This window comes from Candidatus Flexicrinis affinis, assembly GCA_016716525.1.
GTDB lineage: Bacteria > Chloroflexota > Anaerolineae > Aggregatilineales > Phototrophicaceae > Flexicrinis > Flexicrinis affinis.
Genome location: JADJWE010000001.1, coordinates 1767398 through 1781509, shown reverse-complemented (window position 1 = coordinate 1781509; position 14112 = coordinate 1767398). Strand labels below are relative to the sequence as shown.

The window sequence follows — 14112 nt, the reverse complement described above, 5'->3', positions numbered from 1 at the left end:
CGATTGGCGTACGGTCGGTACTAATCGGCGGATGCGGCGGTGCGGGCCGTTCCCGGCGAAAGGACGACGTTGGCGACGCCGAACAGGATGAGTGCACTGGCGACGGCCTGTACCGTGGTTGGGACTTCGCCGAGCAAGAAGAAAGCGAGCACAGCGCTCGCAATCGGCTCGAGCTGCGTGATTATGCCGATGTACGTCGCCGGCACGTACTTCACGGCATAGTTAAACGAACTGTGCCCGAGAAGCTGCGGGAACAGCGCTGTCAACGCGATGAACAGATAGGCGCTTGCGCTATAGCCGGTGAACGACGCGCCGCTGAGCGCAGCAAACAGGATCAGCACGACGGCCGCGATACTGTACACCACCCAGATGTACGGAAGCAGCGGCAGCCTGCCGCGCACGCCGCGTCCGATCACCATATAGACGGCGACGGTCATTGCGCCCACCAGCGCAAGCGCACCACCTAGAACGGGCGACGATCCTATGTCGGCGTTCGAGGCGCCTGTCACGCCAATAACCAGCCCGCCGACCACACATTGTGCGAGTCCGAGCAGGATCCACCGGTTGAGTCGAGCCTTCAGTACGACGACTTCGAGTGCGCTTACCCACAGCGGAGTGGTTGTCACCAGCACCGTGCTGATCAGCACGCTGGTCAGCGAGAGCGACGTGATCCACGAGGCGAAGTGAAACGCCAGAAACACGCCGGACGTCGAGAGCAGAAACAAGTCCCGCCGTGTGAGCGTTGCCAGCATGCCGGAATAACGCGACAGCGTGATCGGCGTCAGGATCAGCGCCGAGATCGTCAGACGAAGCGCGGCGATTACCAGTGATGGCACCCCTTCGTCCTGCGCAAGTCGAATCAAGACGGCGGATGTCGAGACGGCGCAGATACCGACAATCAGACTGATCCACGCGGATGTAGGCGTGCTGCGTGGCTCGGCGACACGAGGAGCGGACATATGCTGGCCTAACGTACAGGGTGTAGGCGCTCAATTCTACTCGTTTTCTTATCCGAGCGTGATAGACTGCATGATGTTCACGGCTTATTCAACCATAAGGAGCAAACCGCATGGCTTTCGAACTGGCTGCACTGCCGTATGCCGCAGACGCGCTCGAGCCGCATATCGACGCGCGCACGATGGAAATTCACCACGGTAAGCATCACAAGGCGTACACCGACAACCTGAACAAGGCGCTTGAAGGGCACGCCGATCTCGCCGGCAAATCGGCGGAATGGCTGCTGCAGAATCTCAACAGCCTCCCTGAGGGCATCCGCACGGCTGTCCGCAACAACGGCGGCGGCTACGTCAATCACAACCTGTTCTGGGCGGTGATGGGCCCTAACGGCGGCGGCGCGCCGACCGGCGAGCTGGCGTCTGCGATCGACGCGGCGTTCGGCAGCTTCGACAACTTCAAGGCCGAGTTCGCCAAGGCGGGCGCGACCCGCTTCGGCAGTGGCTGGGCGTGGCTGGTCGTTGCCTCAGGCGGCGGTCTGAGCGTCACCAGCACGCCGAATCAGGACACGCCGGTGATGGAGGGCAAGACGCCGATCCTCGGTCTGGACGTGTGGGAACACGCGTACTACCTGAACTACCAGAACCGCCGCCCCGATTACATCTCCGCATGGTGGAATGTGGTCAATTGGGCCAAGGTCGCCGAACTGTACGCAGCCAACAAGTAGGCTGATGGACTTGTTTGGACAAGAAGGCGCTCGTGAACGGGCGCCTTTTTCGTGTTATAACGCTCTCGTGTTTAGTGTTCTGTTCCAACTTAGGAGGACCTATGTCCGAGTTTCGTATTGAGAAAGACTCGCTGGGTGAGGTGCGTGTTCCTGCGGCGGCCTACTACGGCGCGCAGACGCAGCGAGCGGTAGACAACTTCGCGGTTAGCGGCCTCAAGCCGTACCGCGCATTCGTCTGGAGCATGGCGGTCATCAAGCGCGCCGCGGCGGAGGTTAACCGCGACCTCGGCGTACTCGACGCGCGCCTCGCCAACGCCATCATACAGGCGGCGGATGAGGTTATCGCCGGCAAGTGGGATGCCGAGTTCGTCGTCGATCCGTTCCAGGCTGGCGCGGGTACCAGCCACAACATGAACGCGAACGAAGTGATCGCCAACCGGGCCAACGAGATTCTTGGCTTCGGCCTAAACTCGACCGAGAAAAAGCCGGTCAGCCCGAACGATCACGTCAACATGGCGCAGTCGACCAATGACACCATCCCGACGGCGCTGCGCCTCGGCGCGCTGTGGAGACTGGACGAGCTGCTGGCCACGCTCAAGGCTTGTGCCGACGCGTTCCGTGCCAAGGCCGCCGAGTGGGACGGCATCGTGAAGTCGGGTCGCACGCACTTGCAGGACGCCGTGCCGGTTCGGCTGGGGCAGGAAGTCGGCGCATGGGCCAAGGCGATTGAGCGCAACATCGAGAAGATCAAGGTCGCGGCTGAAGGCGTGAGGCGTCTCGGGATCGGCGGCACGGCGACCGGCACCGGCCTGAACGCGCATCCGGAGTATCACAGCCGGATGGTTTCGGCGATCAGCCGGCTGACCGGTTTGACGCTCTACACCAGCGACGACCTGTTCGAGTCGATGCAGTCACATCAGGACTCGGTGTTCTTCAGCGGCGCACTGCGCTCGACCGCACAGGACTTGTCGCGGATCGCCAGTGATATCCGCCTGTTGTCGAGCGGCCCGACCACCGGCCTCGGCGAGCTGACCTGCCCGCCGGTTCAGCCCGGCTCGTCGATCATGCCGGGCAAGGTCAATCCGGTGCTGGCCGAGATGTTGAATCAGGCGATGTTCCATGTGATGGGCAACGACCACGCGATCACGATGGCGGCGCATGCCGGCCAGCTCGAACTCAACGTGATGATGCCGATTATGGCCCACAACTTGAACGAAATGATGATCGTCATGATCGGCTCGGTCAAGATGTTCACCGAGAAGCTGGTCGTCGGGCTGGTCGCCAACGCGGAGAAGGCGGAGGCGTGGCTGCTCAAGAACCCGATCCTCGTGACCGCGCTGAACCCGGTTATCGGCTACCTGAAGGGCGCTGAAGTCGCCAAGAAGTCGCTGGCGGAGAACCGGACGCTTCTCGACATCGTCGTGAGCGAGGGCCTATTGAGCGAGGACGAAGCGCGCAAGGTGCTTGACGCCCGGGCGATGACTGAAGGTGGCATTAGCGACGTGAAGGGCGGCGGCTAGCCGCACGACTCCAACAACATAGGCGGCCTCGCATGACATCGCGTCGTGTGGGGCCGTTCTTATTCCGGCGTGCCGCGCCCTACGCGCAATATATACACATCCGTCGGCAAGACGTATTCATCCAACTCGAACCGCTCGTAGGTGAATCCCAATCCGAGCGCGATGCGCGCTGATGCGATGTTCTGCGGGTCGACGGTTGCCACGACAGAAGTAAACCCGAATGTCGTGATTCCCCATGCCAACACGGCCGAAGCGACCTCGCGGCCGATACCGCGGCCCCAGACCGCCTTGTCTAGCGTGTAGCCAATTTCAACGTCGGCCCCGTGCGTGCTCGGAGGCACCAGCCCGACCAGACCGATCACGGCGCCAGACTCGATGTCTTCAACTGCGAACTGACCATAGCCGTACGTTTCGTAGTGACTCAAGTGGCGTTCGAGATAGGCATCGGACTGAGCGCGGGTCTTGGGCTGGTCGTCGTCTACGTAGCGCATGACCTCCGGGTCCGACAGCAGTGCAAACACCGCGTCCTTATCGGCGAGAGTCAGGCGGCGGACGCGAGTCCGATCGGTCTCAAACAGGTATTCGGCCAAAGGACCTCCCTGCATAACGACAAGAGGCACCCGCTTGGATGCCTCTTGGTCGAACGTCCTGTAGCGCGGCTAGTTCTGGCCGCGGAAGCCGTCCACCGCGGGCGGCGGCGGGGGCAGCAGCAGGCCGTCGGGGCTGTCGCCCGTGACCGGGATGCGCGTGTTGGGCAGATAGCGCACGCCGTCTCCACGAGGACCACCCGGGGCGAGCAGCAGCAGTTCGAGTTCGTCGAGATAGATCTTGCCGCTGTCGGCCTTGTGCTTGATCTGAACGGTGATTTCGGCAACCGCGCCGTCGATAACGATAGAGAGCGGTGCCATCGCCTGGTCGACATAGACCCCGGTAGGCGGCTTATATTTTGCCTTATCCTTCGGCAGGCCGCCGTCGACGTACGCCACCTTGAGCTGTACCACGATGTCGCCTTCGGTCAGTGCCGCCGCGTTCAAGATGCCTTCGAGCTGGATGACGTCGCCGGTTGTCATGTTCCACAGCGAGTCGTACACCAACTGAACTAGCTTGCTTGATTCACCGACGCCACCCTTGAACCGGAATGCGCATTCGCCGAAGTTCGTGAACGTCTTGCCCGGTTTGTTGCACTTGACCGTGTCACCGGTGCTGTTCTCGACGGTCCATCCAATCGCGGCACCTGTTACCGGGTCCTTCTCCTCGAAGCCGCCGTTGACCAGCATCTCGATGTCGCCGGTATTGATGCGGAACGTGATCGCGCCCATCGAACTTTCGCGCGGGTTGCCGCCCGGGCTGACTGCGAACACAGTCCACGCGAACGTCCCTTCCGACAACGCGGCGAGTTCTCCCACGGTCGGTTCGTACGTGCAGATGCGCGTTTCGAAGTTACACGTCAGCCCGTCGCCATCGGTGGCCGGTGTCAGGCCGATTTGGTTGATGACCGTGCCGAGACGTGTGTTGTTGTTCGAAATCTCGATAACGACGAGGTTATAGGTTCCCGCGTCCTTGTTGTCGCGCCACGTGAATCCGGCCCAGCCGTTTAGATTGCGCAGGAAGGTATCCTGTGCCGGCGTATACAGGTCGAAGTCGCGCGGGGGCAGGGTGTCGTCGACGCTGAACAAGCCCGGATTGTTGCTCGCCTGTGTCGGCACGCCTTGGTCGTAGATATTGCGCGCCTGAACGGTGAAGCTGTAAGACCCGTTGGTCAGCAAGTTGTAGACGGCCGGCGGCGGAGCGTACAAGCACCGATTGGCGTCGCAGATCGTCGCCGCGTCCAACGTCTCGGTGTGGACGACGGCCAACGATCCGGTGTTTGTGACCGTGATGTCGAAGTCTTCCGCCTCTTCCGACGGTGTCCAGCGGAAGTCGACACGTGCCCGATTGATCACCACCTCGTTGTTGATCGGATCCATCAGGCTGAACGGCCCCGGCGGACAGCCGAGCGTCTTGACGCGCAGTATGTTGGACGAAGAACGAATGCCGTTATCGACGCTGAACACGCGGAAGTCGTAGGTGCGACATGCGCCCAACGACGAGTTGGTGAACAGCTCGGAATTCGGCCCGAGGGTCTGGACAATCGACCAGCTTGTCAACGTGCCGTCGTCACGCAGCCGGCGGCGCTCGATCACGAAGTTGTCCTCGCCGCTGCTGTTGTCGTCCCAACTCATCGTGACGGCGTCGGTCGTCTTGTTCACGAGCGACAGGTTGTTGGGCGAGATCGGACCGGCGACGCTGTGGAACACGTCGGACGTACCATTGGTGTCACCGGGGACGATGTTGCTGGCGTTCGACTCGAACGCGAAGAACGCGCCGTCATCGCTCAGCGCGCTGTACTGGCCCGCAGGTCCGTTGGCAAGCGTGCCGCCTGATGTGACGCTCGCGAGTGTCGTGATACCCGTGGTGCGGTCGTGAACGAAGATGTCGCCTGCGCCGTTCGTGTCGCCATCGACCAAGTTGCTCGCGTCAGAGTAGAACGACACGAACCGGCCATTGTCCGTCATGAACGGACGATCGCTGCTGGCGTTGGCCTGTGCGCCCTCGCTGCTGATGCTCACACGTTCCATGTCGCCAGTGTTGCGGTCATACACGAAGATATCGCTGCGGTTGTTGGTATCGCCCGCGACGAGGTTGGACGCGTCCGAACGGAAGGCAATATACCGCCCGTTGCCGGTCACCGTCGGATTGAAGCTGTTGCCGTTGGGTTGAGCACCGCCCAGCCCCATGATGCGGACGGTCGTGTTGTTCGGGCGGTCGCGGATAAAGATGTCGCTGCGCCCGTTGGTGTCGCCCCCGACGAGGTTGGTGGCGACCGATGCGAAGGCGACGATGAACCCGTCGTCCGACAAGCCGTAGCCGGAGCTGCCGTCCTCGATGTTTGCTTGAGCTCCGCCGCTCGACACATTGACGCGGGACGTACGGAAACTGGCACGATCGTAGATGTAGATGTCCGGCACCGGGCCGTTGCTGTCAAACAAAATGTCCGTCGATGCCGAACGGAATAGGACGAACTGACCGTTACCGCTTACACGCGGGTTCGTACCGCCCTGGTTCGCCTGAATTCCTGTTGCGCCGGTATTGTCCTGCACGCTGACCTGCACGGTCGGGAAGCCGCCCGCACACCGATCTACGGCAAACACGTCGGCGGTCTCGTTCGTATCCGGCACGTTGCGAATGTTGGTCGCGTCGGACGCGTAAACGACAATACAGCCGCTGTCGCTGATGTCGATGTCGGGGTAGGAGGTTGGCAACCCGCCGGTGCGGGCGGTTTGCACGCCGCCGAAACCGAGGCTGACACGCGTGGTCGTATTGGTCTGGGTGTCGCGAACGAATACATCGCCCACGAAATTCGTGTCGCCAACGACCAAACCTTCTTTGTCCGACCAGAAGGCGACGTATCGCCCGTCGCCGTTGATGACAGGGTGCTGAATGTTGATTCCCTGTACGCCGGTTGAACTGATGCTGATGCGGCTGGTTGTTTTGTACTGCCGCGCGAACACGCTCGCCGGCGCAGCGAGCAGCAGGAGAACAACCAGAACGAAGACGGTACGCTTCCACGCGCCGGTCACGCTGCGATGAACAGCCATGCGTGCACCTCGATTTAGCTATCTACGTTAACCTCTCGATTATAAAGTTCATCGCCAACGAGTGCGATACCGCGTAGGGAAAGCGGCGGCGCAGCGATACCCCGCAGACGCATTCGCGTGCAAGGTCTCAAGACTGAAATACGCGAGAAGGTCTACAATGGGCTACAATGAGACAATGTGGCCGGCGGGCCATGGATTTTGAAAGGGGCGATGTTGTCCGCAAAGGAGGTTGCGGTCGTCAGCGACCGCTACGTTTTGCTGCAACAGCTGGGGCAAGGCGGGATGGGCACTGTATATCGTGCGTCCGACCGCCTAACCGGCCAGATTGTCGCTCTGAAGCGCGTCCGCACGGCCAAGGATCAAGACGGAAACGCGACCCTCGACACGCGTTTGGCGCTGGCACAGGAGTTTCGCCTTCTGGCGACCTTGCGCCACCCCAACGTCATCACCGTGCTCGACTACGGCTTCGATGACGACGGTCAGCCGTTCTTCGCGATGGACATGCTGGAGGACGCGCAAGATATCATCACCGTCGCGAAACGCCGCGACCTCAATGGCAAGGTGACGTTGGTCGCGCAGATGCTGCAGGCACTGGCATATCTTCACCGGCGCGGGATCGTCCACCGCGACTTGAAGCCGGAAAACCTGCTCATAACCAACGGACAGCTCAAGCTGCTCGACTTTGGCATCTCGTCTGCCGCCGACCTGCTCGGCGTCGCCAGCCCGGGCACGATCGGGGGGACGCTGGCTTACCTGGCACCCGAACTGCTGCGCGGCGCGGCGCCGGCCGAGACCTCCGACTTATATGCCGTAGGCATCTTGCTGTACGAAATGCTCGCGGGCCGTCACCCTTTCAACGTCAACGACGCCGCATCACTCGTGTATGACGTGATGAACACCGACGTCGACATGAATCGCATCCAGCCCGGCGCGGCTGACTCTCCGCAGGTGATCGCCGCGCTCCGGTCGGTGATCCGCAAACTGCTTTACAAACATCCCGAGCACCGCTACCAGCGTGCGGGACAGGTCATCGAGCTGCTGTGCTCGGCGGCGGGCATCCCTGCACCACCTGAGACCGGCGAGATACGCGACAGTTTCCTCAAGTCGGCTCGCTTTGTCGGCCGCACCGAGGAGTTCGCGCGACTGCGCGATGCGCTCGGGGAGGCTTCGCTGCGGCGCGGAAGCATGTGGCTCGTCGGCGGCGAGAGTGGTGTCGGCAAGAGCCGTGTCCTTGAAGAACTCCGCGCGTTTGCGCTGGTGCGCGGCGCGCTGGTGGTACGCGGTCAAGCTGCCGCGGAGGGCAGCTTGCCGTATCAGGTGTGGCGCGAGCCTGTGCGCCGCCTTGTGCTTTCCGCCGCGCTCAGCGACCTTGAAGCGGGCGTTCTTAAGCCGCTGGTCCCCGACATTGGCCGCTTGATCGGGCGCACGGTGGAGGACGCTCCGCCGCTTGACGCCGAACCCGCACGCCTTCGTCTCGCGCAGACCATCCTCGATATGCTGCGACGGCAGCGGCAGACTGCGGTGATCCTGCTCGAGGATCTGCACTGGACGCGCGAGAGCTTCGACCTGCTCAAGACGATTGCCCACGGCGTGATCGACCTGCCGGTGCTGATCGTCGGCAGCTACCGCGACGACGAACGCCCGGACATCCCCGATCTGCTGCGGAACGCCACCGTCGTGCGGCTCAAGCGGTTCTCGAACACGACGATTGCCGAGCTGAGCCGGGCCATCCTCGGTCCGCTGGGTAACCGGCGAGACATTCTGACCCTGCTTGAGCGCGAGACGGAGGGCAACGTCTTCTTCGTCATCGAGGTGCTGCGCGCATTGGCAGACTCGGCTGGTCGACTTGACGAAATTGGCGATGTCACACTGCCCCGTGCGGTGGTCACAGGCGGCGTTCGCGCTGTACTGCAGCGCCGCATCCAACGCCTGCCGGCCGATGCGGTCGAGCTGCTGCAGCTTGCGGCTATCGCCGGTCGTCAGGTTGATCCGGTGATCATGAACCATGTAACCGGCACGCCTGAACGCCTCGAGGCGTGGTTTAATGGCTGCTCCAATGCCGCGGTGCTGGAGTTCGTGGACGACGAGTGGCGGTTCACGCATGACAAGCTGCGCGAGACGCTGCTGGAGTCGGTGTCTGATGATGTCCGGCCACGGCTACATCGGTCGGTCGCGCAGGCCATCGAAAAAGCGTATCCGGACGACGCCACGCGCGCGGTGGTGCTCGCTGAACACTATCGGGTGGCAGGCGACGGGGACAGGCACCTGCACTATCTGCTGCTGTCCGCCCGCCAAGCTCGCGCGATCAGCCGACACGAAGAAGCGCGCCGCCTGTGTCAGGAGGCGCTGGAGCTTCTCACGCATCCGGACGAGCAGCGCATGCAGACCTTGCGCCTGTTGGGCGACACGTACGCCGACACGAACGATTACCGGCAGGCGGAAAAGACGTATCACGAAAGCCTCAAGCTGGCGCGCCGCCTGACCCACATCAGCGGCGCTGCAGAAGCCCTTATCGGCCTCGGGACGGTAAGCTGGCGACAGGGAGCGCTCGGTCAGGCCCTGCAGCTTTTCGGCGAAGGTCTGGCGTTGGCACAGCGCGCAAACAGCATTGACGCGCAGGCAGATGCATACAACGGCCTCGGCATTGTGGCGTTTGACGAAGGCGATTTTGCCGAATCGCGCGAAAAGCTCGAGAAATCGCTGCGTCTGGCACAAGACGGCGTCGAGCTGTGGCGCGTCGCCCGCAATTACGGCAACCTCGCGCAGGCGCTGGTCTACCTCGGCGAGGTCAACAAAGCGCGCGACTACTACGAAATCGCACTGGAACTGTACCGGCAGATCGGTGACCGCCGGAACACCGGCTATATCGTGATCGCACTCGGCGCGGTGCTGGAGCAGCTCAACGAGGCGAAGGTCGCGGTTGCCTGTTACACCGAAGGCATCTCGACTCTTCGGGCGATCGGCGCACCGGTCGCCACGTTGACCCGCACGATGGAGATGATCCCGGCAGTTGCGCAAGATCTTCTCGACACGTCGGTCATGCTTGGCCTGCGGCAAGTCGAGGCGCTGCAGACGGCGCGGCAGCTCGACGCGCCTTTTCTCGAGTGTTCGCTGCTGTGGAACATTGCCAAGCAGGCGACCTCGATGCACGATCCTGCCGAAGTCAAGCGACGGCTAGCCGACCTGATGGACCGAGCGCGCGACCGCAGCATGGTCAGCCTCGAATGCGAGACAATGGCGGTTTACGCGCGCATGCTAGCCAGCGAAAAACGCTTCGTTCGTTCGGCAGAATTGACCGGACTGCTCTCCGTGAGCTTGAACAAGCACGTCGTGGACACGCGCGTCTCGCAGATCGTCGACGAGATCTCCAAGCAGATGAACCTCGACGAGTTTGCGGAAGCCCATGACCGCGGCAAGCTGATGAGCCTTGAGGCCGTGCTGGATCAGGCGATTGTCGACCTGCGTCGGCAGGTCGTCTTCACGTCGACCTAGGTCACGATGACCCCGCTTAGCACAGCCTTTCGGAAGGTAGATCAGACCAGCCTACACTACGCGAACTCCGCAACTCGCTCATGTATGGTCATCGGTAGCCCGAACTTGGGCCGCAGGGTGAACCGGTCTTCAGGCTCGACGACGTGACCCGGGCGCAAACTGAGCGTGAAACGCTGCGCCAATACGGCCAGCACCAGCTTCGCTTCCATTTGGGCGAACGCGCCGCCGATGCACACCCTCGGCCCGTTGCCGAAAGGCAGATAGGCGTTCTTGGGTAGGCTGCGCTCGAACTCCGGGGTCCAGCGATCGGGGTCGAACCGCAGCGGGTCGGCGTAGATGGCTGGATCGCGGTGTACCCCGTAGATGTTGACGATGACGATGTCGTTCTTCTTGAGCGGGACACCGAGCACGTTGACAGGCTCGATCGCGTCGCGCGTGGTGGCCCATGCCGGCGGATATAGCCGCAGCACTTCTTTCAGAAACCGATCGAGGTAGGTGAGGTTGGGCAGATCGTCCATCGTCGGCTTTCGCCCGCCGAGGACGGTGTGAAGGTCGTCGTGCAATCGCGCCTGAATGTCGGGGCGCTGGGACAGGACGTACCACGCCCATGTCAGGGCTTTAGCGGTCGTCTCGTGCCCGGCGCCGAACAGCGTCATGATCTCGTCCCGCAGATGCTTATCGGTCATGCCTCGGCCGCTCTCTTCGTGCATGGCCACCATCAGCATCGAGAGCGCGTCGCCCTTGTCGTCGCTGTCGGTGCCGGTGCGTCCGGCGCGGCGATCGTCGATCACGCGCTGGATCATCTTGTCGAGACGCGCGATGGCACGCAGGAACCGACGGTTCTTTTCGGTTGGAACCCAGTAGGGCCAGCGCAGCAGCGTGTTGAAATTCTCGTCTACGACCGACAGCGCCTCTTCGACCGCTTCACGCAGCTCGCGCTCGTCTCCCGTCACGTCGGCGTCGAAACCCGCCTTTGCGATGATGCGCATGGTAATCTCGGCCATTTGGGCTTCGGTGTCGATCTCGACTCCCTCATGCCACGTGCCCGCCTGCGCCGATGCGTAATCGACCATGATCTGCGCATACTTCGCGATGCGCTTGGTGTGGAACGCGGGTGACACCAGTTTGCGCTGGCCGCGCCAAAACTCGCCATCCGACGTGAACAGGCCTGAACCGAGCAGCGGCTTGAGCACACCTTTGGTCCCGCGACTCTTGTAGAAGGAATCGGCCTTCGTTACGAGGACCTCATGGATAGCCTGCGGCGAGTTCACCACGTACAGCGGAAACGGCCCGAAGCGGAAGCGGACGAGCGCGCCAAGGGTGTATGCGTGTGTCTGGAACTCGAGCGCGTTGGCCTGAAACTGCGGCATATGGCCCATCAACCACTGGCCGCGCGGCGCGATGGTGAGCGTCATGATCGGTACTACCCCCGGAATAGTGTGTGAATTATGTCACAAGTTCCAGTGTAGGAGCGAACTGCGCGGCTGTCAACACGTTGCGAGACGGCCAGACCCCGACCCGAAACTAACCCGCGTTGGGGCGATAAACATCCGTAACGCTTGGCGTCATGCTAATGCGCGAAATGATTCGGGTGAGCTGGCGCGGACTGCTGATCTGCAGCTTAAGGTGCAGAATGGCAACATCGCCCCGGATATCGACGTTGACGCCGTAGATATTGATGCGCTCGTCGGCGATCACGGTGCTGATATCGCGCAGCAGGCCGTCTCGGTCATAGGCCACGACATCGATCGGCACGACGAATTTCTGGTCGTCCGTCGAGCCGCCCCACGTCACTTCGATCAGGCGCTCGCGGTCGCTGATGTTGGCCACATTCGGGCAGTCCTGACGATGTATGGTCACGCCGCGCCCGCGCGTCACGTAGCCGACGATCTCGTCGCCCGGCACGGGATTGCAGCAGGTGGCAAGGCGGTTGAGCATGTTGCTCGTGCCTTTAATCTGCACGCCGTGGGACGGATCGACGACCAACGGCGCCAGGTTGCGCTTAGGTTTGAGTAGTTCGGACTCCGCCTGCTGCGCGCGCGTCCGGCGGCGATCTTCCTCGAGCGCCCGGTTCGTGATCTGCGCGGCGTTGATGTCGCCGGCGCCGACTGCGGCAAGGAAATCCTCGGTGCTTTCGATCCCGAACAGCTCGGCCAATGCGTGGTGCGAAATGGCGTCGGCTAGGCCTACCTTACGCAGCTCGCGGTCGACGGTCTCACGGCCCAGTTGGATGTGCTGCTCGCGGTTCAGCTTTTTGAAGTAGTAGCGGATCTTCTCGCGGGCGCGGTTGGTGACGACATAGCCTGTATCAGGGTTCAACCAGTCCATGCTGGGGCCGCCGCGCTTGGCGGTCATGATCTCGACCTGCTGGCCGGACTGGAGCTGGTAGTTGAGGTTCACCAGCCGCCCGTTAACCTTCGCGCCGCGCGTCCGATGCCCGATATCAGTGTGGATATGGTAGGCGAAGTCGACCGGCGTCGCGCCTGCCGGCAGGTCAATGATGTCGCCCTTCGGCGTTACCACATAGACGCGATCCTGGAAGAACTCGGTCTTCATCGCGTCTACGAACTGCTCGGCGTTCTGGTTGACTTCGTCGCCGAACTCCATCATTTTGCGCAGGATGGTCAAGCGTCGCTCGAACTCCGGATCGTTGAGCTTGCCACCTTCCTTGTAGCGCCAGTGCGCGGCGATACCATACTCGGCGTGCTGGTGCATTTCCCAAGTCCGGATCTGGACCTCGACAGTCTTGCCGTTGACGTACACGGCCGTATGCAGGCTCTGGTAGAGATTATCCTTCGGCCGGGCGATGTAGTCGTCGAATTCACGCGGAATGGGCTGCCAAAGGTTGTGGACAATGCCCAGCACCTGATAACACTGCGCGACGTTGTCGACGATCACACGGATGGCGCGCACGTCGTAGATCTGCTCAAACGGGAGGTTCTTGCGCCGCATCTTGTTGTAGATGCTAGTGATGTGCTTGGGACGCCCGCTGACCGTCACGCCGTCGAGGCCTTCTTTGGCCATGGCGTTCTTGAGCGCATTGACGATTTCGTCCATGTAACGTTCGCGGTCGGCGCGGCGTTCGTCAATCTTGCTCGCAATCGTGCGGTAAATATCCGGCTCGAGGTAACGCAGGCTGAGATCCTCGAGTTCCCACTTGATCTGCCAGATGCCGAGCCGGTTGGCGAGGGGCGCGAAGATGTCCATCGTCTCACGGGCGATGCCGCGCTGGCGGTCTTCCGGCATGTGGTGCAGCGTGCGCATGTTGTGCAGGCGGTCGGCAAGCTTGATGAGCACGACGCGGATATCTTGACCCATCGTCATGAACATCTTGCGGATGTATTCGAGTTCCTTGTTGACGGTGCTGGTACGCCGCCCGATCTCTTTCTCGATGCTAATCGGGATCACCTTCAATTTGGTGACCCCATCCACGAGCTTGGCGACGTTGAGGCCGAACTCCTCGACCAACTCGTCGAACGTGATGTCCGTGTCTTCGAGCGTATCGTGCAGTAGAGCGGCGGCAATGGCCTCGGCGTCGAGGCGCAGGTCGGTCAGGATCGCGGCGACGGCAACACAGTGGGTAAAATAAGGCTCGCCCGACTTGCGGTTCTGACCTGCATGTGCGATTTCGGCCTTGTGGTAGGCGCGTTCGATAATCGCGCGGTCGTTCGGGGACAGCGCGGGCAGCGGGGCAACGAGCGCTTCGAGCGAAGGAGCGGTGTAGACGGTCGAAACCATCGGTTGCGGCGCCTTTGATCCATTTGACAACCCAATCTTAACA

At 61.9% G+C, this 14112-nt stretch carries 8 protein-coding genes; 3 read left to right on the top strand and 5 right to left on the bottom strand.

Annotated features, from left to right (window positions below; genetic code table 11):
• Nucleotides 1–20: 20 nt before the first annotated feature.
• A complete protein-coding gene (locus tag IPM16_07680; GenBank protein ID MBK9122991.1) occupies nt 21–959 on the bottom strand; it encodes an EamA family transporter in 939 nt (312 codons plus the stop codon).
• 110 nt (nt 960–1069) lie between these two features.
• On the opposite strand from IPM16_07680, the gene IPM16_07675 reads away from it, so the two are divergent.
• Complete coding sequence (locus tag IPM16_07675) at nt 1070–1681, top strand: superoxide dismutase (GenBank protein MBK9122990.1); 612 nt, start codon at nt 1070–1072, stop codon at nt 1679–1681.
• A gap of 101 nt (nt 1682–1782) precedes the next feature.
• Complete coding sequence (locus tag IPM16_07670) at nt 1783–3201, top strand: aspartate ammonia-lyase (protein MBK9122989.1); 1419 nt, start codon at nt 1783–1785, stop codon at nt 3199–3201.
• A gap of 59 nt (nt 3202–3260) precedes the next feature.
• Here the strand turns inward: IPM16_07670 and IPM16_07665 are convergent, their stop codons facing one another.
• Nucleotides 3261–3791, bottom strand: coding sequence for a GNAT family N-acetyltransferase (locus tag IPM16_07665; protein ID MBK9122988.1), 531 nt, complete (start codon nt 3789–3791; stop codon nt 3261–3263).
• A 69-nt stretch (nt 3792–3860) separates the two neighbouring features.
• Entirely contained in the window at nt 3861–6839 is a 2979-nt protein-coding gene (locus IPM16_07660; GenBank protein ID MBK9122987.1) for a hypothetical protein, read from the bottom strand.
• A 210-nt stretch (nt 6840–7049) separates the two neighbouring features.
• Here IPM16_07660 and IPM16_07655 point away from each other — a divergent pair, with 210 nt between their 5' ends.
• Nucleotides 7050–10331: a protein kinase gene (locus tag IPM16_07655; GenBank protein ID MBK9122986.1), complete on the top strand. Its 3282-nt coding sequence runs from the start codon at nt 7050–7052 to the stop codon at nt 10329–10331.
• 56 nt (nt 10332–10387) lie between these two features.
• Here the strand turns inward: IPM16_07655 and IPM16_07650 are convergent, their stop codons facing one another.
• Together IPM16_07650 and IPM16_07645 are read right to left on the bottom strand one after the other, a co-directional pair.
• Nucleotides 10388–11746, bottom strand: coding sequence for a cytochrome P450 (locus IPM16_07650; protein ID MBK9122985.1), 1359 nt, complete (start codon nt 11744–11746; stop codon nt 10388–10390).
• A 109-nt stretch (nt 11747–11855) separates the two neighbouring features.
• Nucleotides 11856–14069, bottom strand: coding sequence for a bifunctional (p)ppGpp synthetase/guanosine-3',5'-bis(diphosphate) 3'-pyrophosphohydrolase (locus IPM16_07645; GenBank protein ID MBK9122984.1), 2214 nt, complete (start codon nt 14067–14069; stop codon nt 11856–11858).
• Nucleotides 14070–14112 lie beyond the last annotated feature (43 nt).